This window comes from Thiospirillum jenense, from assembly GCF_014145225.1.
GTDB classification, from domain to species: Bacteria; Pseudomonadota; Gammaproteobacteria; order Chromatiales; family Chromatiaceae; genus Thiospirillum; species Thiospirillum jenense.
The window spans coordinates 63,550-86,232 of record NZ_JABVCQ010000013.1 but is presented as its reverse complement, the minus strand read 5'-3'; the positions used below and the strand labels follow the sequence as shown (position 1 = coordinate 86,232).

The 22,683-nt window shown below is 53.4% G+C and carries 21 protein-coding genes; 11 read left to right on the top strand and 10 right to left on the bottom strand.

The features are described from left to right. Nucleotides 1–281 (bottom strand): DUF29 domain-containing protein (locus HUK38_RS07725; RefSeq protein WP_182583742.1); only part of this gene is annotated, 281 nt, incomplete at its 3' end. A gap of 421 nt (nucleotides 282–702) precedes the next feature. Here HUK38_RS07725 and nifH point away from each other — a divergent pair. The 8 genes from nifH (at nucleotide 703) to HUK38_RS07685 (ending at nucleotide 8,903) form a co-directional block, all read left to right on the top strand. Then, a complete protein-coding gene (nifH, locus tag HUK38_RS07720) occupies nucleotides 703–1,587 on the top strand; it encodes a nitrogenase iron protein (RefSeq protein WP_182583741.1) in 885 nt (294 codons plus the stop codon). 49 nt (nucleotides 1,588–1,636) lie between these two features. Continuing rightward, nucleotides 1,637–3,082 (top strand): nitrogenase molybdenum-iron protein alpha chain, encoded by a 1,446-nt coding sequence (nifD, locus tag HUK38_RS07715; RefSeq protein ID WP_182583740.1) that lies wholly within the window; start codon nucleotides 1,637–1,639, stop codon nucleotides 3,080–3,082. Nucleotides 3,083–3,270: 188 nt separating this feature from the next. Then, nucleotides 3,271–4,842: a nitrogenase molybdenum-iron protein subunit beta gene (gene nifK / locus HUK38_RS07710; RefSeq protein ID WP_182583739.1), complete on the top strand. Its 1,572-nt coding sequence runs from the start codon at nucleotides 3,271–3,273 to the stop codon at nucleotides 4,840–4,842. A gap of 21 nt (nucleotides 4,843–4,863) precedes the next feature. Next, nucleotides 4,864–5,079, top strand: coding sequence for a putative nitrogen fixation protein NifT (gene nifT, locus HUK38_RS07705; RefSeq protein ID WP_182583738.1), 216 nt, complete (start codon nucleotides 4,864–4,866; stop codon nucleotides 5,077–5,079). 18 nt (nucleotides 5,080–5,097) lie between these two features. Further along, nucleotides 5,098–5,757 carry a dinitrogenase iron-molybdenum cofactor N-terminal domain-containing protein gene (locus HUK38_RS07700; RefSeq protein ID WP_182583737.1) on the top strand — a complete coding sequence of 220 codons (660 nt, stop codon included), beginning with the start codon at nucleotides 5,098–5,100 and terminating at the stop codon, nucleotides 5,755–5,757. 141 nt (nucleotides 5,758–5,898) lie between these two features. Beyond that, entirely contained in the window at nucleotides 5,899–6,918 is a 1,020-nt protein-coding gene (locus HUK38_RS07695) for a hypothetical protein (protein WP_182583736.1), read from the top strand. Continuing rightward, nucleotides 6,896–7,300 (top strand): hypothetical protein, encoded by a 405-nt coding sequence (locus tag HUK38_RS07690; RefSeq protein WP_182583735.1) that lies wholly within the window; start codon nucleotides 6,896–6,898, stop codon nucleotides 7,298–7,300. Before HUK38_RS07695 ends, HUK38_RS07690 begins: the two co-directional genes overlap by 23 nt. After that, a complete protein-coding gene (locus tag HUK38_RS07685; protein ID WP_182583734.1) occupies nucleotides 7,290–8,903 on the top strand; it encodes an ATP-binding protein in 1,614 nt (537 codons plus the stop codon). The genes HUK38_RS07690 and HUK38_RS07685 overlap by 11 nt, the downstream gene beginning before the upstream one ends. 154 nt (nucleotides 8,904–9,057) lie before the next feature. Here the strand turns inward: HUK38_RS07685 and HUK38_RS07680 are convergent, their stop codons facing one another. Both HUK38_RS07680 and HUK38_RS07675 read right to left on the bottom strand, forming a co-directional pair. Then, nucleotides 9,058–10,251, bottom strand: a complete 1,194-nt coding sequence (locus HUK38_RS07680; protein ID WP_182583753.1) for an EAL domain-containing response regulator — start codon at nucleotides 10,249–10,251, stop codon at nucleotides 9,058–9,060. 7 nt (nucleotides 10,252–10,258) lie between these two features. Further along, nucleotides 10,259–13,159: an ATP-binding protein gene (locus tag HUK38_RS07675; protein ID WP_182583733.1), complete on the bottom strand. Its 2,901-nt coding sequence runs from the start codon at nucleotides 13,157–13,159 to the stop codon at nucleotides 10,259–10,261. 499 nt (nucleotides 13,160–13,658) lie between these two features. Here HUK38_RS07675 and HUK38_RS07670 point away from each other — a divergent pair, with 499 nt between their 5' ends. The 3 genes from HUK38_RS07670 to HUK38_RS07660 all read left to right on the top strand — a co-directional run bounded on the left by HUK38_RS07670 (nucleotide 13,659) and on the right by HUK38_RS07660 (nucleotide 16,404). Beyond that, nucleotides 13,659–15,008, top strand: coding sequence for a sigma-54-dependent transcriptional regulator (locus HUK38_RS07670; RefSeq protein ID WP_182583732.1), 1,350 nt, complete (start codon nucleotides 13,659–13,661; stop codon nucleotides 15,006–15,008). Nucleotides 15,009–15,214: 206 nt separating this feature from the next. Further along, nucleotides 15,215–15,985, top strand: a complete 771-nt coding sequence (locus tag HUK38_RS07665) for a DUF2202 domain-containing protein (protein WP_182583731.1) — start codon at nucleotides 15,215–15,217, stop codon at nucleotides 15,983–15,985. Nucleotides 15,986–16,104: 119 nt separating this feature from the next. Beyond that, entirely contained in the window at nucleotides 16,105–16,404 is a 300-nt protein-coding gene (locus HUK38_RS07660; protein ID WP_182583730.1) for a hypothetical protein, read from the top strand. 160 nt (nucleotides 16,405–16,564) lie between these two features. Here the strand turns inward: HUK38_RS07660 and HUK38_RS07655 are convergent, their stop codons facing one another. The 7 genes from HUK38_RS07655 to HUK38_RS07625 all read right to left on the bottom strand — a co-directional run bounded on the left by HUK38_RS07655 (nucleotide 16,565) and on the right by HUK38_RS07625 (nucleotide 22,650). Beyond that, complete coding sequence (locus tag HUK38_RS07655; protein WP_182583729.1) at nucleotides 16,565–18,799, bottom strand: TonB-dependent receptor; 2,235 nt, start codon at nucleotides 18,797–18,799, stop codon at nucleotides 16,565–16,567. 14 nt (nucleotides 18,800–18,813) lie between these two features. Next, nucleotides 18,814–19,872, bottom strand: a complete 1,059-nt coding sequence (locus HUK38_RS07650; protein WP_238787522.1) for an ABC transporter substrate-binding protein — start codon at nucleotides 19,870–19,872, stop codon at nucleotides 18,814–18,816. A gap of 40 nt (nucleotides 19,873–19,912) precedes the next feature. Further along, nucleotides 19,913–20,698, bottom strand: coding sequence for a TonB family protein (locus HUK38_RS07645; RefSeq protein ID WP_182583728.1), 786 nt, complete (start codon nucleotides 20,696–20,698; stop codon nucleotides 19,913–19,915). Next, a complete protein-coding gene (locus HUK38_RS07640; RefSeq protein WP_182583727.1) occupies nucleotides 20,695–21,087 on the bottom strand; it encodes an ExbD/TolR family protein in 393 nt (130 codons plus the stop codon). Before HUK38_RS07640 ends, HUK38_RS07645 begins: the two co-directional genes overlap by 4 nt. Continuing rightward, complete coding sequence (locus tag HUK38_RS07635) at nucleotides 21,087–21,704, bottom strand: MotA/TolQ/ExbB proton channel family protein (RefSeq protein ID WP_182583726.1); 618 nt, start codon at nucleotides 21,702–21,704, stop codon at nucleotides 21,087–21,089. Before HUK38_RS07635 ends, HUK38_RS07640 begins: the two co-directional genes overlap by 1 nt. 222 nt (nucleotides 21,705–21,926) lie before the next feature. Next, nucleotides 21,927–22,094, bottom strand: a complete 168-nt coding sequence (locus HUK38_RS07630) for a hypothetical protein (protein WP_182583725.1) — start codon at nucleotides 22,092–22,094, stop codon at nucleotides 21,927–21,929. Continuing rightward, a complete protein-coding gene (locus tag HUK38_RS07625; RefSeq protein ID WP_182583724.1) occupies nucleotides 22,066–22,650 on the bottom strand; it encodes a hypothetical protein in 585 nt (194 codons plus the stop codon). The genes HUK38_RS07630 and HUK38_RS07625 overlap by 29 nt, the downstream gene beginning before the upstream one ends. Nucleotides 22,651–22,683 lie beyond the last annotated feature (33 nt).

Sequence of the window (22,683 nt, the reverse complement as noted above, 5' to 3'; positions counted from 1 at the left end):
ATCGTTAGAACAACTCTAATCGTTCCCCGCCAACTATCTCCTTTAAATTCACGCCACCGTTCCGATAACATTTGATACTGATATTGCCACTTGAGCAAATGCGCAATTAAAATAGTCAGGCGACTTTCTAATTCGTCATATTCGCTTTTGCCCATCCCATCTAATTCCTCCAACAGGTGTTCAATATCCAACTCGGCATAGCGGCCGGCGCGTAATAAGTCAGCAGTGCGCTGCACCCAGGTCATGTAATCCGTTTGATAAAGGTTCATTAAATCAGTCATAGTCCACTCCAAATTAATAAAAAACCAAGTCGAGTTTTAGATCGCATCTTGTACTGTTCTGTGGTATCTAGTGATTAGATTATATTCAGCAATTTATTTCAACCCAACTAGTCAAATAATCGAACCCATTATAATTAAATTTTGTTTTACTTTTAATCAATCAAAATCAACGGCTATCAAATGCGCCTCAGTGAAACAGCAATTGTTTGTCGCAACAACAATGTCAGCATTCACACAAGCCCGGTTGCCATTGTGCTATCTGCTACTGATCACTGTTGGTTACGTCCGAAAATAATCTTTTTATAAACAAAAGGTTAGTCATATTTTTTGTGTTGGCATGAGCATTGCTTAAAAACAACCGTACCGTTATTTTTATTTCATCGCTCCAAACATTTATGGAGCCAACTTCAGGAGAATTTCAATGGCAATGCGTCAATGTGCAATTTATGGCAAAGGTGGAATTGGTAAATCAACCACGACTCAAAATCTCGTTGCCGGCCTCGCCGAAGCGGGTAAAAAAGTTATGATCGTTGGGTGTGATCCCAAAGCTGATTCAACCCGTTTAATTCTTCATGCTAAAGCACAAGAAACCATTATGCACTTAGCGGCTGAAGCGGGATCAGTGGAGGATTTAGAATTAGAAGATGTATTGCGTGCGGGCTATGCGGGTATTAAATGCGTCGAATCAGGTGGACCAGAACCCGGTGTTGGTTGCGCCGGCCGTGGTGTTATTACCGCAATTAACTTTCTTGAAGAAGAAGGCGCCTATGAAGAAGACCTCGACTTCGTGTTTTATGATGTATTAGGCGACGTGGTGTGCGGCGGATTTGCCATGCCCATTCGTGAAAACAAAGCACAAGAGATTTATATTGTCGTGTCCGGCGAAATGATGGCGATGTACGCGGCGAATAACATTTCTAAAGGAATCGTGAAATACGCCAGCTCCGGCAGTGTGCGTCTGGCTGGCTTGATTTGTAATAGCCGTAATACAGCGCGTGAGGATGAGTTAATTATTGAATTGGCGCGTCAACTTGGCACCACTATGGTTCATTTCGTACCGCGTGATAACATCGTGCAACGTGCTGAAATTCGGCGAATGACGGTGATTGAATACGATCCTAAATCCAAACAAGCGGATGAATATCGAGAGCTTGCACAAAAGATCATTCATAATAAAAACTTCGTGGTACCAACCCCGATTACGATGGATGAGCTAGAAGACTTGTTAATGAAATTCGGTTTAATGGATGAAGAAGATGAGAGCATCGTTGGTAAAACTGCTGCCGAAGAAGCCTGTGCTGTTTAATTCGGCAACGCATTAGCTCATCCGTATTTTTTAATCGAGGATCACCATTATGTCAGCGCTCACCCGCGAAGAGACCCAAGCCCTCATTCAAGAGGTATTGGAAGTCTATCCCGATAAAGCAAAAAAAGATCGGGCTAAACACCTTGCCGTTAATGATCCAACGCTCGAACAATCCAAAAAGTGTATTACCTCGAATCGCAAATCTTTGCCCGGGGTAATGACGATTCGTGGCTGTTCTTATGCCGGGTCTAAAGGTGTGGTCTGGGGACCTATTAAAGATATAGTGCATATTTCGCACGGCCCCGTTGGCTGTGGTCAGTATTCACGCGCTGGACGACGTAATTATTATGTCGGCATGACGGGCGTCAATACTTTCGGCACCATGAACTTCACATCGGATTTTCAAGAGAAAGATATTGTCTTTGGCGGCGATAAAAAACTCGACAAAATCATTAGTGAAATTGACCTGCTGTTTCCGTTAGCAAAGGGCATTTCGGTGCAATCAGAATGCCCGATTGGCTTAATTGGTGATGACATTGAAGCGGTGTCCAAAAAGAAAGCAAAGGAATTGAAAAAGCCGATTATTCCAGTGCGCTGTGAGGGCTTTCGTGGGGTGTCACAATCACTCGGACATCATATTGCCAATGATTCTATTCGTGATTGGGTCATACCGAATCGTGACCACGATCAATCATTTGTCACTACGCCTTATGACGTTGCAATTATTGGTGATTATAATATCGGTGGCGATGCGTGGTCATCACGAATATTGTTAGAAGAAATGGGATTGCGGGTGGTGGCGCAATGGGCGGGTGATGGCACCTTATCAGAAATGGAATTAACACCAAAGGTTAAACTCAGCCTGATTCATTGTTATCGCTCGGTGAATTACATTGCCCGTCATTTGGAAGAGCAATACGGTATTCCCTGGATGGAATACAACTTCTTTGGGCCAACTAAGATTGCCGAATCATTACGCGCCATTGCGGCACGATTTGATGAAACGATTCAGGCAAATGCAGAACGGGTGATTGCCAAATATCAAGCCGAATATGAAGCGGTCGTTGCCAAATACCGGCCGCGATTAGAAGGCAAAAGAGTCATGCTCTATGTCGGTGGTTTGCGCCCGCGTCATATCATTGGTGCCTATGAAGATTTAGGAATGGAAGTGGTCGGCACTGGCTATGAATTTGCGCATAACGACGATTATGATCGTACCCTAAAAGATATGGGTGATTCGACCTTGTTGTATGACGACGTCACGGGTTACGAATTAGAAGCGTTTGTTAAGCGCATTAAACCTGATCTGGTTGGCTCTGGTATTAAAGAGAAATACGTTTTCCAAAAGATGGGTATTCCATTCCGCCAAATGCACTCGTGGGATTATTCCGGCCCCTATCATGGGTATGACGGGTTTGCGATCTTTGCGCGTGACATGGATATGACAATCAATAATCCATGTTGGAAGAATATGAAGGCGCCGTGGCAGAAATAATCATTTGCCAGTTGCTTAGTTCGCTTCATCTTTTCAATACTAGAGCATTGCTCTAATGAAATGGCGATTTACCGCTGACGTTTCAATCAGCGGTAAAGAACGCATGACACAATAGAGCAACACCACTTTTACATTTGTTTTTAATCATGCTGTTGTCCGCGAATGGGCGGCGCAGTAGGAGTAATACCATGAGCCAAACAATTGATGATATTAAACCGAGCTACCCGCTGTTTTGCAGTCAAGAATACGTTGATGTATTAAATGCAAAACGTACTCGGGTTGAAGAAGTCGCTGATGCTGATAAACTCGAAGAAGTTTTTCAATGGACAACCAGTCAAGAATATCAGGAATTAAACTTCAAACGTGAAGCCTTGACGGTTAATCCAGCTAAGGCTTGTCAACCATTAGGTGCGGTATTATGCGCATTAGGCTTTGAAAAAACCCTGCCGTATGTGCATGGTTCACAGGGATGTGTTGCGTATTTCCGTAGTTATTTTAATCGTCATTTCAAAGAGCCAATTGCATGTGTATCGGATTCAATGTCCGAAGATGCGGCGGTATTTGGCGGTCAAAAGAATATGTTTGACGGTTTAGAAAATGCCAAAGCGTTGTATCAACCAACCATGATTGCAGTCAGCACCACCTGTATGGCAGAAGTCATTGGTGATGATTTGAATGCGTTTATTGGGAATGCAAAAAAAGCCGGACATATTCCGCCTGAATTCCCCACGCCTTTTGCACATACGCCCAGCTTTGTTGGTAGTCATACGACTGGTTGGGATAATATGTTTGAGGGGATTCAACGCTATTTTACGTTGAATGAAATGGCGGATAAACAAGTTGGGCGTAATGGAAAAATCAATTTAGTACCCGGCTTTGAAACCTATCTTGGTAATTATCGTGTGTTGCATCGCATGATGAAAGAGATGGGGGTTGGCTATAGCCTGTTGTGTGATCCGAGCGAAGTATTGGACACGCCCGCCGATGGCGAATATCGCATGTATGACGGCGGCACAACGATTGAAGAAATGCGCGATGCGCCAAATGCAATTGATACCTTGCTATTACAACCATGGCAATTGGTGAAAACCAAAAAGTTTGTTGAAGGCACATGGAATCAACCCGCAACCGATATGAACATTCCAATGGGATTGGAATGGACTGATGATTTTTTAATGAAAGTATCCGAATTGACGGGCAAGCCGATTCCCGAGTCATTGGCAAAAGAACGCGGCCGTCTAGTGGATATGATGACTGACAGTCATTCGTGGCTGCACGGTAAAAAGTTTGCATTGTATGGCGATGCTGATTTTGTATTGGGCTTGACCAAATTCTTATTAGAACTGGGCGCTGAACCCACGCATATTCTGTGTTCTCATGCGAATAAACGCTGGAAAAAAGCGATTGAAAAACTGTTGTCAGAATCGCCCTATGGTCGGGACAGTGAGGTGCATATCAATCTGGATTTATGGCATTTGCGCTCGCTGTGCTTTACCAAAAAACCGGACTTTTTAATTGGTAATAGTTACGGCAAGTTCATTCAGCGCGACACCCTACATAAAGGCAAAGAATTTGAAGTGCCGTTAATTCGTATTGGGTTCCCTATTTTTGATCGCCATCATTTACATCGTATGACCACGCTGGGTTATGAAGGCGCGATGTATTTGCTCACGACCTTAGTGAATGCCGTATTAGAACGCTTGGATGAAGAAACGCGCATCATGGGTAAAACCGATTTTAATTATGACCTCGTGCGCTAAATCATAGCGGGAGTAATGAATATGCCCAATGTGATGATTCGTAAAAGTGAGAGCGGTGGTTTGTTATTCTACGTCGCTAAAAAAGATATGGAAGAAACCATCGCCTCAGTTGAAACAGATACGGCGGCGACCTGGGGCGGTGAAGTTGTATTAACTGACGGATCACGTTGGTATATTGATCCAATTAGTCCACCGCCCGTTTTTCCAACCACCTTGCGTTTCAAACGCGCCGATTGAAACGAATGGGAGAATGATATGACCACGACGCCCCCGATTGATGAGAATACTGCGTTGCGTTTAGGATTGGCAGCGCGGTTATTACCTGAAGGCGGTCCAACTCGATTATTGCAAGTGCTAATAGACGCGGTGGGTTTGCCATTGACCGCTGAGAAATTAGAAACGCTGCGTATTCGGGATTTGAAAACCGCCGCCGGGGGCGATCTGGCTGAATTAGATACGTCGGTATTAAAAGGGATATTGGCGGTATTAAACGGTGAGGCGGTGAATGACACACCCGCGCCATTGCCGGATGCGGCGCCGAATGATAAGTTGCCGCATTCCATCCGGGTGGCGTGTGCATCGAATAGCGGCGAGTTATTAGACGGGCATTTTGGCGCCTGCCGCCGGTTTTTGATTTATCAAGTCGCACCCAATGAAGTGCGCTTAATTGATTGCCGCGATGTGAATGAACAACGCGCTAGTGCGGATAAAAATGACTATCGCGCTGAGTTAATTGCCGATTGTCAATTATTATACGTTGTCTCAATTGGCGGGCCAGCGGCCGCGAAAGTGGTTAAACGCACGATTCATCCCATTAAAATACCGGATGGTGGTCATGCGCGAGAACATATGCAGCAGTTGAGTCAGTTAATTGGTCATAAACCCCCGCCCTGGTTGGCCAAAGTAATGGCTTAATTGCTATCGAATTGATTTGATCGTTCTCATGCGCGAGCGTGGGAGCGATCAACCCGTTGGGTTTATTCTACTTTCTTAATTCAACCACGCATTTTTTAATTCAATAATTCACCCCGCGCACTGGCGTTATCGGTTACAATTTTGCCCCCGCGCAACTTGACACCCGCCCCACCCGCGCCCTTGCCCACACACCGCATCTTAGCCGCCCTACTCTGGCTTACCACCGCGAACGCCTTCGCCGCTGATGCCAAACACGGCGCGGCGACCGTCACCCTCGGCTACGACTCCAATCCCGCGCAAACCGCCGACGCCACCGCCCGCGCATTTGTCCACACCGCCGTCAGCGCCGCCACGCACCCAACTGCCGCCGTCACGGTTGGATTGGACGGCTGGTGGCGTCACTACGACAGCGCCGACACCACCGCTCGCGTCGAATTCCACGCCGATTGGTCAGCGGAGACGGCGCACGGCTTGGGCGTGGTCACGGCGACACTCGCGGCCGCGGCGTTTCGAGATACGCTCGTGCCGGCTGACGAACGCAATGAAATTGCATTTTTGCTGCGCTACGATCACGTCCTGACAGCGCGTGACATGCTCGGCATCAGCGGCGAACTGCGCCAGCTCAATTACCTGCATCGAGTATTGCCCTGGGCTGGGCGACCAGGTGCTGCCCCACCGCAACCGGCGCCGCGCCAAGCTGACTGGTCAAGTGCGCCGTCTCCACCGCATTTGCCACCGCCCCCCGCCGCATCAGTGGAGGCGCTCAAACGCACTGATCTACTCACACAACTGGGTTTTGACGCCACGCACCACTGGTCAGCGACCGTCGCCAGTGTGTTGACGTTGACGCTTGGTCACTGCGCATCGTCACTGTCACCCGAAACCTACACCCAACACGGCGTTGGCGGGGTGTTGCGACTAGAACCGGCGCGGCGCTGGCAGCTCGAACTGGGGCTAGATTGGAAACACCTGCGTTACGATCAAGCGCCGCAACAGCGCCAGCGGCGAGATGCGCAACGTGCCGCCAGCATCGCGTTGCGGCGGGATTTTGCGCACAGTAGCGGGACGTGTCGGCTGGACTGGCTAGACAGCGATTCAAATTACACCGAGCGGACGTTTCAACAGCAGGTGTTCAGTTGTGGCCTGGACTGGGAATTTTAAGCGCATTTCACGCGAGCGCAGTTGCCAGTGGCTACTGGTGCTGCTGCTATTTGCTCAACCAGCGCGGGCGGCCGATCCGCTGCTGGCGCGGGTGGTGACGGTCAACGGCGATGCGGTGACGGTGACGCTGCTCGACCCGTCGCCATCAAACACTGCGCCGCTGACGGTCGTACTTGACGCGGGCGACCTGACCGCTGACTTAACCCCCGGCAAAGTGGTGCGGCTGTGGCCGAGTGATCGCGTAGATCAAAACGGATTGATGCACGGAGCGCGGTTGACACCACTGGAGCGCGGCGGCGGACAAGTAGATCGTACCGGCGTCCGAGCGCGGCTGATGCGGGGCGCAGGGCGGGGACCACCGGGGCGGCCGCGTGGACCTTGAATCACCCGACAACGCCGTCACCACCCGCCGTCTGCCGTCCATCTGGCTCGGACATGTGCTGGTATTTGGCGTGTTATTCGCGCTGGTGATCGGCTGGTTATTCGTGCAGACGCGGCAAGCGGAGCGGATATTTTTAGCCGATGCCCAAGCGCGGGCGCAGTTGTTGACCGAGGCGGTGTTACTGCACACGCGGAGCGCGGTGCTGGCCGAGCAGGTCACAGCCGATATTTTGACGCGCTTTCTCGACAATTCCGCCCGCTTTGTCAGTTATTTAGACGGCATTGCGCCGTTTCGCAGCGATGAACTGACCGCCTTTGCTGACGAGGCGGGGTTGTCACTGATCCGCCTGATCCGCGCTGACGGGATGGTCACAGGTGCGCCCGCCACGCCGCCACCGCTCCCCCGCGATTGTCACCAACTCAACCAACTGGTGCGCCTGCCGCACGTCCACCTGATCGCCTTTGGCATTGCCGCGACATCGGCGAGCGGTTGCGTCTGGGTTGGATTAGACAGCCGTCACACCGAGGAATTGGAGGCGGCAATCAGTTTGCCCCGCGCTGTCAGTGCCGTCGCCACGTTGCCCGGCGTGGTGGCGATCCGCTTGGATGGCAGTCCGCAGTCGAATGCACTGCCGCCGCTGTCAGCCGCCGCGGCCGTGCCAATTGCCACCGCGGCCACGCCGCCCGCGCAATTGACGTTGCAGCAGTTACCAAATGGCCGCCGTGTCGCCCACGCCGTCGCCACCATTGCCGGCGCTCGACTGGTGTTGGATTTGACCGCCGAACCGCTCGACGCGATGCGAGCGCGGTTGTGGCAGCAATTTTTCACCTTTTTAGTGGCGTTGAGCGTGGCCGGCAGTGTTGGCACTTGGCTGTTGTATCGCCACCAACGCGCTCATGCCCAGCAGCGGTTGAATTATGAACGGCGCTTGTCACGCCAGCGCGAGGAGGCGAGTTTGGGGCGGGCGGCGGCGGTGATTGCGCACGAAATCCGCAATCCACTCAATGCGATGGCGATGGGATTGCAGCGGCTGCAACTGGAGGCGGATAACTTGGCACCCGATCAGCGGCGGCTGCTGGAGATCGTGTTGGATGCGGTGGGGCGGACGAATGGCATCGTCACCGGTCTGCTCGCCTACGCCCGCCCACTGCAACCGCGCCGTGACGTGCTGGCGCTGGACGCGCTGGTCACTGAGCAGTTGAGTTTGTACCAGCAATATCTGACCGATCACGCGATCCAATTGCACACTGACATCGCCGCTCCGGTGACGGTGCGCGGTGATCCTGCTTTGCTGCGGCAGGTGGTGGACAATTTGTTACGCAATGCCGTCGAGGCACCGGGCGTGACGCTGCTGACGGTGCGGGTGGCGCAATGCGGGCGTGATCATGCCGAGTTGGCGCTCACCAATGACGGCTTCACGTTGCCGGCGACCGAGTTGCCGCGCCTGCTGGAGCCGTGGTTCACGACCAAAACGACCGGCACAGGGTTGGGATTGGCGATTTCACAGCGGATCATTGCCGCGCACGGTGGGCAATTGACGCTGACCACGCCGGCGGCGGGGCAGTTGCGGGTGGTGGTACGGGTGCCGGTGGGGCGGGGGTGAGTGCAGGAGTTACACAATTCAGCATATAACTGATTGATTTGTTGAAGAATATGTTCCCGCGCTGGCGCGTGGTAACGATCAATCAAATCTAGCGCCGTCGCATTCTGGGCGTCCGCTTTCGCGGGAACGACGCGCAGTTCTTTAATCACTTGCGTCACAACAACGCGGCATAACGCCCCGTCCATTCTGCCAGCCAGCGCGGTAATTCCGCCGCCGGCATTGCTTTGGCGACAAAATATCCCTGTGCCAAATCACAATCCTGCTGCCGCAAAAACTCCCAATCAGCGCGGTCTTCCACGCCTTCAGCCACGATTTTCATTTCCAACTGCCGCGCAATGTTGAGGCTGGCGGTAAAAATGGCGTGTTTAGTTTTATCTTGGCTGGCGTGATGGACAAAACCGCGATCAATTTTAAGTTCATTAAATGCAATGTCGCGTAACTGCGACAGCGACGAATGACCTGTTCCAAAATCGTCAATTGACAAACTAATGTGTTTCAAACGCAAGCGGGTGAGGACGTCCAGCGGAATGCGTAAATCGGTCATTAAGCGCGATTCCGTCACCTCCAAAATCAAATCTTGCGCTGCCACCCCGGACTGAAGTACTTGATCTAAAACAAAATCTGCGAAATCCAGCCCAACGAGATTCTTCATTGACACATTGACTGCCACCCGCAGCGCCAGACCGCTATCGTGCCAACGACGCGCTTGTGCCAGCGCCTCAATCAGCACGACGTGAGTCAGATCGTCAATGAATCCGTGAGTTTCCGCGACGCTAATAAACTGATCTGGGAACACCAAACCATCATCGGGATGTTGCCAGCGCACCAACGTTTCCACGCCGCGCAACGCACCAGTCGCCACATCCACCTTCGGTTGGTAATAGTTGACCAACTCACCATTGGCAATGGCATGACACACCGCCACCGGGCTGTAAGTGCGGGGGGAGGCGCGCTGCGGTTCTAAACTCTGGCTCGACCAGCGCTCCAGCAACCCTTGCAGCACGTCGGGCTGAATCGGTTTATGAAGATGTCCCAGCACCGTCAAATGATGCGCCTGCCCCAGCCGTACCGCCATTTCCAAAACGCGCTCATCTTCACCACTGAACAACACCAACGCGCCGCGGTAATCCCGCGTCACCAGTTGCCGAATAAATTCGACGCCGTCCATGTCTGGCATATTCAGATCAAGAAAAATCAACCACTTACTCGCCGGTTGCGCGTCCAGCACTTCCAGCGCCGCTTGACCGGAGGTGCAGTTCGCGCCGGAATGTTGTCCGAGGTTGACGAGTTGCCGGGCAAGCAGCTTGAGCTGAAAAGGTTCGTCGTCAACGAGCAAAATGCGTGGCATCACGGCGTCAAGCTCCTAATTCAGAATGCAGGGCGGCAAACACTGCCGCGAGGTCACGTTCAAATTCAATGGCGAGCGCTTGCGCGGTGACGGCATCGCCCGCCTTGCCCGCCTGCTCAAGCTGGGCGCATATTTCACCCAACGCCAGTGCGCCCACCGACCGCGACGAGGATTTCAATTTGTGTGCGCCATCCCCGACCGCTTTCCAATTGCACTGCTGCACCGCGGTGCGAATTTCCAGCGCTGCCTGCTGTGCTGAAAACCGGTAATCGTGCAGAAACTCCGCCAGCACTGCCGGCTCATCACCCACCAAAGCGGGCAACACGGTGCGATCAAATACCGCGAGCGCCGGCGCGACCGACATTGGTAGCCATTTTTCCAACATCGCTTGCAGCCGGTCAAACAGCACCGGCTTGGACAGGTAATCATCCATCCCCGCTGCCTTGCAGCGAATTTCCTCACTTTTCAGCGCGTTAGCAGTCAGGGCAATAATCGGCAGCCGCTGTCCCGCATCTTCAGCGTGGCGAATCGCCGCCGTGAGTTCATAGCCGTCCATTTCCGGCATATTCAGATCGGTTAACAGCAGTGCGTGTTGCCCCGAGCGCCAGCGCGTCAACGCGGCGCGTCCATTGTCAGCCAGATCAGCGACATACCCGAGCAGCGCCAACTGGTGCAGTATCACGTTTTGGTTAATATCGTTGTCTTCCGCAACCAAAATCAGGCTGCCGCGCCGCTGCATCGTCTCATGCGACAACGGCGGCGCGGCCGCGTAAATCTCGTCTTCATTAAGCAATCGTTCTATGTCTGGCGCTTTGGCGCGACCGGCAGCGATGGCAACTGCGTTCAACAGCGCCCGGCGCGTCAACACGTTGCCGTTAACCAGCACCAGATTGACATCTTCTTCACAGGGTTCGCGCCCGATTACGACAAAATGGGTATCACTGTCCGGGTAAGCCAGCGCGGTGGCGCGGAGATCATCCAGTGGAAAATTGGCGTTGCGGGCGTCGATGACCACGATGGAACGCCCCGCAGCGCGATTGGCGATCCACTGCCGCGCCGTCGTGAGATCGGCAGCGCGGTCAACCATCGCACGATCGTAGGTTAAGTAGGTGATGAGATCATCGGCCGTGCCATCCGCGCCGTCCATCACCAGGCACGGCAGCCCGGCAACTAAATATGAATCGGGCGTGATGGGGGGCGGTGTGGGTTGTTCCTGGTCAATGCCACTGCATGGTTGCGTGGGCAACGCAAACGGAATGCGCACACTAAACAGCGAGCCTTGATTAGGTGTGCTTTGCACCGTGATTTCACCATCCATCAAGCTGGCGAGCTGGCGCGAAATCGCCAATCCCAAGCCAGTGCCACCGAAATGCCGCGTGGTGGAAGTATCTGCCTGAATAAACGGCGTAAACAGCCGCGTCAGCGTATTCTCATCAATCCCGATGCCGTTGTCGGCAATTTGAAATTCCAAGATCACCTGTTCAGGCTGAATCTCCACCAAAATGACCCGCACCGACACCCGCCCCGGGCGTTGTTTGCCGCTGGAGAATTTGATCGCGTTATTGGCAAGATTGATGAGAATTTGCCGCAGCCGCCCCGGATCGCCGATGACGACGTCGGGAATCGCCGGATCGGTGAATAAAGTTAATTCCACGCCTTTTTTCAGCGCCATTCGATCCATGACTTCGCAGACTTGCTCCACCACATCCGCAACGCCCATCATCACACAATCGAGTTGCAATTTACCGGCTTCAATTTTGGAGAAATCAAGAATGTCGTTAATCACCGCCAGCAGCGCAAAAGCAGAATCGCGGATGATATTTGCCATTGCCATTTGCGATTTATTGAGACTGCTTTGCTGCAATACGTCAATCATGCCAATGACGCCATTCATCGGGGTACGAATTTCATGACTCATTGCTGCCAGAAATTCGGATTTGGCAAGATTCGCTTTTTCGGCAGCGGTCTTGGCACTTTCCAATTCAACGTTCTTTTGCTTCAGTGCCTGATCGAGCATTTCCCGCTCAATTTCCACCTGACGGCGGGCAGTATTATCAGTGCCAATTAACAAATAACCAATAATCGCGTTTTGGGCATCGCGCAACGCCGTCACCGACACTACTGCGGGAAAGCGGCTGCCGTCTTTGCGGATATAAGTCAATTCATAAATGTCTTCAATACCGCGTGATGCTTTGAATACCAGGGCTTCAAACCCAGGAGTGATCGGGGTTCCCAATTCAATACTCAATGCTGCGGCGCGGGCAATGACTTCCTGCGGATCCGAAATGTCTGCGGGCGTGATCTTATTAAGCATATCGGCGGAGGTGTAGCCAAGCATCCGTTCCGCACCGACATTGAAAATCTGAATTACGCCTTTAGCGTCGGTGGCAATACTGGAAAAGTTGGCGCTATTGAAAATTGCATTTTGCAATGCTCCAGCCTTGAGCAACGCCGCTTCTGCCTGCTTTCGCGCAGTATTATCAGTGCCAATTAACAAATAACCAATGATCGCGTTTTGGGCATCGCGCAACGCCGTCACCGACACAACCGCCGGGCAGCGGCTGCCGTCTTTACGGATATAAGTCAATTCATAAATGTCTTCAATACCGCGTGATGCCTTGAATACCAGGGCTTCAAACCCAGGAGTGATCGGGGTTCCCAATTCAATACTCAATGCTGCGGCGCGAGCAATGACTTCCTGCGGATCCGAAATGTCTGCGGGCGTGATCTTATTAAGCATATCGGCGGAAGTGTAGCCAAGCATCCGTTCCGCACCGACATTGAAAATCTGAATTACGCCTTTAGCGTCGGTGGCAATACTGGAAAAGTTGGCGCTATTGAAAATTGCATTTTGTAATGCTTTTGAGGTGTTACGCGCAGTAATGTCGCGGATGGTGGCTTGAATCACAGCGAATTGCTCATCAAAAATCTTCCGGTTGAAACTCCACCATTCATGGCGGAATTGTTGAGTAAGTGCCAGTCATTGCGCGTAGTGGGTGTGTATTCAAACTCACTGATAACGATCAACCCGCTGATTTTTTCAATCAAAAACTCTACTGTTTGTCGTGAGATTTCTTAGCAGTATCAGCCGCCGTGTGATTATATGCCGCACCGTGATGCTTCATCACGCATGAAATAATTTTTGTATTTTGGAGTAAAAAACTTGGCAAATGCCTGATAAAAATCGCAATCATTTCTGGATGATTGATGACATCTTTAATACTCAAGCATTTAACGCTTGTCAGGATTTATTTCGGAGTCTTGACTAATATGCTGGGCAGTGACGTTCTCTATTCACTGAGAATTGTGCGCGTATCGTTCATTAATAGAACGACCGAAAACCGGTATTTACAGAGTATAGCATCAGTGGCTATTATTTGGCGTGTTAGATTTAGTCTGGAATACGCATGAAAATCTTAATTGCTGACGACGACCCCTTGCAGCGCGAATTATTAGTTGGGTTTTTAGAAAAACAGGGTTATCAAGTGGTCGCCGCGGCCGATGGTCACGAGGCGCTGGCACAGTTTCAGCGCCATCCAATTGCATTGGCGCTACTCGATCACCGAATGCCGGGGCTGACCGGCGATCAGGTACTCGCGCAGATGAAAGCGGCGAACCCGTTGCTGCGCGCCATGCTGATTACCGCCTACGGTGCGGTCGAAACGGCCGTGCAGGTGATGAAACTCGGCGCGGATGATTTCATCGAAAAACCCGTTGATCTCAAACAGTTACTCGGCAAAATTGAGCAGCTGATGCAGCGCCACGCCGTCGCCACTGATGTCGCGGCCGTCACGCACACGGTGACAAATACCGCCGCCACCGCGCCGCAGCCACTCGATTTGATCGGCGACAGCCCGGCGATGCGCGAGACGTTATCACTGGTGCGCCGCCTCGCCGACAGCCCGTGGACGGTGTTAATTCAGGGCGAAACCGGCACCGGCAAGGAGGTCATGGCGCAACTGATTCACCAACTCAGCCCGGTCGCCAGCGCGCCGTTTGTCGCCGTCAACTGCGCCGCAATTCCCGACAATTTGTTTGAAAGTGAGCTGTTTGGTCACGAAAAGGGCGCATTTACCAGTGCCGAGCGCCAGCATCGTGGCTGTTTTGAACGGGCGAATGGCGGGACGTTATTTCTCGACGAGGTCGGCGAATTGCCCGCCGCGTTGCAATCCAAATTGCTACGGGCGTTGCAGGAAAAACACATCCGCCGCGTCGGCAGCGAGCGCGACATCGCCATTGACGTGCGCGTGATCGCCGCGACCAATCGTGACCTGCGCGCACTGGCCGCGGCGGGACAATTTCGGGAGGATTTATTCTTTCGTCTCAAGGTGTTAGACCTCACCGTGCCGCCGTTGCGTGAGCGCCGCGCTGACATTCCGGCACTGATTCAACATTTCCTCACCCGCGATGCGCGGCGACCGATCCAATTAGCGCCGGAAACGCTTGATTTATTAGTGCGTTATGACTACCCCGGCAATGTGCGCGAGTTGGAACACATCATCCAGCGCAGCGTGACGCTGGCGCGGGGACTGGTGCTGCAACCGCATGATTTACCGGAAGAAATTCGCCACCCGGCCGCGGCCGCGAGTACCGGTGATTTGCAAACCCAATTGGATACGTTGGAGCGTGATTTGCTGCTGGCGGCGCTGGAAAAAAGCGAGTGGATTCAAACGCGGGCGGCCGAGCAGTTGGGCATTAGTGAGCGGGTGCTGCGCTACAAATTGGGCAAATACGGGTTGCGGCGGCCGGCGGGATAAAACTGCGCCCGGCCGCGCCGCGCTTCGACAATTTTGTCGAGCAATCACGCGAGTTGTCGAATGCGGCGGCGGCCGTTTTTCAATTAACCTGTTGAATTAACACGCAAATCAAAGTTGGCATCTTCCGTGCAACGAGTGAACTGTGAATCGCACCGGCGCGGTGACGCGCTACTCAACTCAATGCTGTTTTATGAAAGGATGTTGTCATGCCTAAATTACGTTTATTAACCGTTGCATTGTCGGCCGCTTTATTAACCACACCCGCCTTTGCCGGCAACGGTCACAACGGCACGGATCGCGGCACTCCACCGACGGCAGCCGAGATGCTGGATGCGCTGCCGATCTCCGCGCCGCTGGATACCACCGAATCCGATAACCTGTTGTTTATGCGGGAAGAAGAGCGGCTGGCGCGGGATGTTTATTTGCAATTTGACAGTGTATGGGAGCAGGCGCCGCCGTTCGCCGGCGTTGCCCAATCCGAGCAGCAACACATGGACGTTCTCGCGCTGTTGCTGGAGCGTTATGGATTAGCAGAGCCGTCCGACCCGACCCTGAGCGGCGTGTATGCCAACGCCACGCTGCAAGAGTTTTATAACAATGCAACCGTCACGGGCGCTGAGTCGTTGCTGGCGGCGCTGCGCATTGGTGCGCTGATTGAGGAAACCGACATTGCCGATCTGACAGCGGCGATTGCGGCGACGGATAATGTTGATTTACAAGAGGTTTACGGTCATTTGCAACGCGGCTCGCGTAACCATCTGCGGGCGTATGTGAGCGAAATTGAACGGCAGGGCGGCGATGCGTACGTTGCGCAGTCCCTGACGCAGGAGGAAGTGGACGCGATTGTGGCCGAGCCAATGGAGCGCGGCGGGCCGGGGCATGGTGGCATGATGCCGCCGCCGGATGGCATGGGAACTGGCACACCGCCCGAGGGCATGATGTCGGGCGGCTCACATCGCGGTGCGAATGGAAACTAACCCGACCGAATAATACGCACTGATAAATAACAATGCGCAATGACACCGGTGGTTTTAATTAACATCGGTGTTTTTTTGGAGAGCGTGATCATTCGTTTTAATCTATTGTGGAGGTCATTGTGGATATTAGCAGCAGTAATATTTCAATTCGTCAACCGAATCAACCCGCAGCGCCCACTCCGCCCCCGGGTGGCAATATTGAAAATCGCCAACCGCCGTCACAGCCATCTGCACCAACAGGATTCAGTAGTTCTGGTATTAGCAACAGTAATATTTCAATTCGTCAACCGAATCAACCCACAGCGCCCACTCCGCCCCCGGGTGGCAATATTGAAAATCGCCAACCGCCGTCACAGCTGTCTGCACCGACAGGGGCGGGTGATTTTGGCACAGGTGCGCTTGTTGATGCGTTTGCTTAATTATTGAACATGATGCTCGCGGTGCGTCAACTGATAATGAAATGACCAATTAAAAGTCATTCACTCTCATCGCGTCACCTAAACAAAACGCCGCTTGTTATTCAAAACGGGCGGCGTTCTTTTACGGCCAATATTGACCAGACTTTTACTCCTTCGTTATTTAAAACTGCGCCACTAATCCCAAATAAAGCGTTCGCGGTGCGCCGTATTGATAACTGGAACCATTCCCGTTCACGCCATTCAGCGCCGCAATGTAATTGGCAATGGCATCATCCGCTGCGCTAATTGGCCCGATGTATTCTTTATCAAACAGATTCAGAATATTGAGCGTGATATTTAATGACTTGGTCAATTGATATTGCGCATTGGCGTCAAATAAAGTCACGGCGTCCACGCGCTCATCATTTAATACGTCGCCATAGCGTTCGCCAATGTACCGCCCATCCACGCCTAATGTCCACGCCGCCTGCGTATAGCGCATTCCTAATTTCAACATGTGTTCGGGCGTATCCACAACTTGTTTACCGGCGGTGGCAATATTGCCGGTTGCTGATAACGCCAAATCATCAGAATAGGTGAAATGATTCCAGGTGTAATTGCCATTCACTTGCCACATCGGCGTGATTTGCCAATTGCTTTCTAATTCAATTCCGTAGCGCTCGGCATCAGCAACATTCCAGGGATAACGCACAGCAATTGCCGGGTCATAAATAGTGGATTGTTTATTGGCGTGTTTGGCATAAAAGGTTGTCAATTCTATTGCCCATTTGTCGCGTTGATAGCGCCCGCCAATGTCAATGTTATTCGCCGTTTCTAATTCCAAGCGATCCCACAGTGATTGAAACGTGACGCCTTTACTGACGAATTGTGACTTTTGCGTGTAATAGTACGGGAATAGATTGACATCTAACCCATAACTACGGCCGAAGCGAGTGAATAGGCGGGTTGTTGGATTCAGTGTCCAAGTCACGCCGAAATATGGTAGCCATTCATTAAAGGTTTTTGCGTCGGCGGATGCAATGGCGTCAATTCCACCAGCATCGCGGGCGGCATCCGCATTCGTCAAGGTCGCAGCAGTGCCGGTCGCGTTATACGCAGTTAATGCGCCTAATTGTAAATTGACAAAGCGTAGCCCGGCTTCAATATTGAATTGATCGAATTGCCCGAGATAATTGATAAACGGTGAAATCAATTGATGGGCGTCGTGATCGGCTAATACTTGCCAACCATCGAATACCAAGCCGTTCGCCGTGGCTTTATATTTTTGCTGCGTGGAGGGCGGGCCGGGCGGTTCTTGACTGTGCAACCAAATCCCCGGTTGCAGCGTTTGATTAGACGCGAATTGCCAATCCAAGCGCGTCATCATGCCCATATTTTCATGGTCAATCATCCAATTTAGAACGCGGCTTTTATTTGCATCACTGCTGTTAATTGAACTAAACCAATAATTGCCGGACTCGTTCAGATAATAGGGTTTGAACACGAGTTGCACAGCGTTGGTTAATTTAGTGCGCACGTTGGCATAAATAAAACGATCATCAAACGTTTGGTGATTGTAATCGTAATAATCCACGCGGGCGGGATCAGTTGACCAATTGCGCGTGTAATTATCAAAATCGCTCGCTTTTGCATAATCAAAGAATTGATAATTATTGCGGTCGTCGTGATTATAGCCCGCGTATAATTCCATTTGCCACGCCGCGCCGCCATCGAATGCTAATCCAGTGAATAGATTTTGCCGTTCAAAATCGCCCTCGCCTTTCCAATTGTCGCCGCTATTCCAACTGCCCGAAATAAACCCCGACGCGATGCCGTGTTGACCGAAATCTTGGCGCAAAAACACGCGGCGAAAATCATCACTGCCGCCTTCCGAGCGGAATTCGGTGGCCATGTCCACTTGCGGGGCGCGGGTGATTAAATCCAATTTGCCGGGTAAGTTGCTGAATCCTAAGGATTTATCCACTGGCGCGGCGCCGCGATACACCGCCATCGCGGCGACGTTTTCCATGTCCAAAATGCCTTTGCTGCCGCCGGGATTGCCAGTGATCGGCAGCCCGTCAATGTTGCGGGCGGACGCGGGGCCGCTTTGCCCAACCCCGCGAATTTTCAAGGTTTCGTGAAAACCAACCTCGGTCAAACCGTGCGGATCGGCGCTTTGAAAATTGACCGACGGCGCGTTGATAATCGCCCGAAATGGCGAATTGGCGGCGGGGCCGGCGGTCGTGCGCACCGTTTGCGCGTCAAGTCGCGTCACCGTCGCGGTCGTGCCAAGATCGGGCAAAGCGGTCGCGGCTTGTTCCGCTTCGGCGGTGACGGTAATTAACGGCAATTCAGTTGCGGTAGCCGCGCATGAATAAACCAGCGCGGCAGTGAATGAAATTGAACGGTACAGCATGAATACTCTCCCAATTAGTGTGCCGATTGACTGAGAATAGCGGCGGTATTCACTTGTTCTGGTTTAATACCTAAAAACAGCGCGTAAAATGCCGGGATTTCACGCTGTGCATTCCAATTAAAATGCGTCGGGTATAATTCATGCGCCAACCATTGCATTGCAATTGCGCGCATGAATGACGGCGGCCGCCCGAGCCAATTAAACGGTGTGTTGGGGGCGAGCAATACGCGATTATTACGCACCGCCCGCAATTGCTGCCACGCCGCATCTGTTTTAACGTGCTGGGCAAAGTCGGGTTGATCGGTGAGAATGACATCAGGATCAAGTGCTTGAATATCCGCCAATTTCACTGGTTGATGGCCGCACATCATTTTAGTTTTGCAATCCATCACATTAACGCCGCCCGCTAATTGAATGACCTCCGCGTGGAATGAATCGGCGCACTCGGTCATTAAACCATTCGTGCCTTCGGCAAAATAAACGCGCTGGCGCTCGGCCGCGGGAATATCAGCCACCGCCCGCTCGACACGGGTTATGGCGTCACGAATATAACGACTCAGCTGCTGCGCCCGCGCTGTTTCACCAATCGCATTACCAACTAATTCCAACGCGGCGGGGTAATCAGTCAGACTGTCGAGATGCAGTAATAAACCGGGCGTTTGCAGCCATTGAAACGTATCCAATACGCGCTGGCGATCAATAAACGGCAATTCCCAACCAATGGTTAATTGCGGCTTGGCTTGCATGATTTGATCGAGGCGCGGCGGCGGGCCTTCGCCGGTATAACGCCCAATAATCATGGCATCGCGCATTGATGGCACGAGGTAATTGAAATCATCCGGGCGAAAGGCGAAATGAATTGCCATGAGTTTATTGGGATTGAGTGCATACAAGAGCGGCACCACCGGCGGTGCAGCGGGGAATACGCGCTCAATTGGTGCGGGAATCATGACGCGGCGGCCGGTCATGTCGGTGATTTCAATTGCGTTGACGGCGCTCGTGACCGCGAGTAATGCCGATACTAATAATGTCTGCCGCATGGTGCGGCAGGTGCGTGAATATAAAACTGTCATTAAAATCTCCTAATAAATAGTGAATTGCGAAAGCGTTAAACTAGCGGTTCAATTTGAATCGAATTGGCACCTGCACCCACGCACTGATTGCCGCACCATTCCGCCGCGCTGGTTGAAAGCGCCAGCGCCGCACCGCCTGCACGGCCGCCTGATCGAGCGCATTTGCACCCGCCGACCGCGCCACTTGCACCACGCTCGCCTGTCCACTGGCATTCACCAACACGCGCAATTGCACCGTGCCTTCGACGCCCTGCTGGCGGGCGCTGGTGGGATAAATCGGCGCGGGATTGCTCAAGTACGCCGCCGGTGAACTGGTGACGGGCGCGGCTGCAATTGGCGCAGGCGACGCGGTGGCACGACGCGGATGCGTGGCACGAGTTGCCCGCCGCGCTGGTGATTTTGCCGACTGGGGCGCGGGTGCAACTGGTCGCGCCACGGCGGGCGACTTGGGTTTTTTAACCACCGGTTTTTTGCGCGGCTTAACCGGTTTGATTTGCACCGGCACCGACGGCGCAGGTGAGGCCGCAACTGCCGGTTTGATTGGCATTGGCATCGGCGGCGGTTCAGGTTCAGCCACTGGCGGCGGTGGCGGCGGCGCAGATTTAGGCGGTGGCACACTCGCCGCGCTGACCACAGCGGCATCGGTCAACACGGGCGGCGCGGCCACCAAACTCACTTCGAGCGGCAGTTCCGGCACCGGCGGGACGGTGAACTGCGCGGTTGACCAGTGGTGAATGCCGGCCAGCAACGCCGCCTCGCCACTGATCGCAATCAGGGTTGCCAACCACAGCGGCACCGTCGGCAGTGGGGCATCCCGCCAAGTCACGGCGGCGGCTCGCGGGTGGCAATGCCGACGTGACTGATGCCCGCGCCGCGGCAGGCGTCCATCACCGCGACCACATCGCCCAGCGCGGCCATTTCAGCGCCCGCAATCACCACCCGCGTGTCAGCGCCCCGCGCCAGCAGTAACGCGCTCAGTTGTTCTAAAGTCACGCCGTGCTGGTCAACGGTCAGCGTCCCGCTCGCATCCAAACTGATGACCACTTGCGGCGAGTCCAGTTGCGCGGCGCTGGTGCTACTCGGCAACCGCCCGCCAATGCCCGTGGCCGGGATCATGTTCAACGTGACCATGATGAAAAACACCAGTAAAAAAAACATGATGTCAATCATCGGCACGATTTCGATCCGCGCTTTGCGGCGTTGGAAATAGCGCATCACCGCACCTCACCGTCGGCGGCAAAGCGATTCACCAGCATCACTTTCAACGTGTCGAGTTGATGCACTGCCAGCCGCACCCGCTCATTTAACCCGTTGAAAAATAACAGCCCGATTACCGCGATCAGCAACCCAGCGGCCGTGGCAATCAACGCCTCCGCCACGCCACTGGTGACGGCGTGCGGCGCGGTGCCGGGCGCGGCCAGCACTTGGAAGGCGTGAAACATGCCGACGATGGTGCCGAGCAATCCCAGCAGCGGTGCCAGCGTGACGGTGGTATCCAGTAACCACAAATGCCGATCCAACAGCGGGACGTGCCGCATGATGAGTTCGTCCAACCGCTGGGCGAGCGACGGCGCGGCGGTGTCCAGCGCGGCCGTCAGCAATAAACCGTGCAACGACCGCGCTTGGGTATCGCGCAACGCGGCGAGGGCGGCGTGATCCTGCGCGGCCAGCGCCGCGACCGCGTTCAAAATGCCCGCGCCGTGCCGCGTGACGCTGCGCAATACCCAAGTGCGCTCGATGCCGATGGTCAGGGCGACGGTGAATAAACCCGCCATGACGTACAGCACCCCGCCGGAATGTGCGGCTAATTGTTGCCAATAGGTCCAGTTCATCGTCAATTCAGTTGCCAAAATCTAAAGGTGAGCGGGGGTTGACGCGGTCGGGATTGGCGAGCGCCTGTCAACGAGCGCGGGGTATCAATCAGCATCGCTATATTTTTTTGTTCATAACGGATGGCACACTTAACCCAACTTCGCAGTCGGGCTTTGCACAGTAAATAAGCAGAGTTCGTGCCATGAATGGTTGAAAGGCGGGGCGGGCGATTGGTCGCTGATTTAATCGAATGCCGGCCGCGTGGCAGTCACCAAATATGGCACTGACAACGCGGCCGGTATCCGACAAGCGCTATACTTTTTTGTATACAACCCGACATCGGCGGCTTGATTAGTCAGGCGCGCCGCGGCGGTGAACTGGCTACAGCCGCTGCTGGTGTGAATCAGCAACGCGGCTCAGGCTCAGATGCACCAGCGCCCCGATGCCGACATACGCCAGCAATTGCCACAGCGTCGCGGGCATGTACTCGGCAAATCGGTTGAGCAGTTCGCCGCCGCTGAAGGTGTCAAAATAACCGGAAAATACATAAAACCCGCCGCTGGAAATCACCTCCGCCGTGATTCCGCCGAGTAGCGCGGCACCCGCTAACAGCGGCAGCGTGGCGCTGGTCGGCGTGTGGTGCGCGGCATACCAGCGCCCGCTCGCCCACACTGCGCCGTAGGTGGGGATGAGTAACCAGTAGGCGAAGGTGAAACAGTGACTGCTCACGCCACCCCAAGTCATGGCGATCAGATCAAGAACGGTGGTCAAAACACACAGTGCCACGAAGCCGCGCCGTTGTTGCAAATAGACGCCGCCCAGGAAAAATGCCGCCAGCGTCGCGTCGGGTAAATGATGCGCGAGCGGCGCGAAGTATTGACCGCGTGTGGCGGCAATGGCGGCGGCTAATCCCAAGCCGATTAATAAACGTGACCGCGAGTCGAGGTCGTTAACGTCTTGATACATCTGAAAAAACTCCTGGTGAGTGGGTGGCATTGC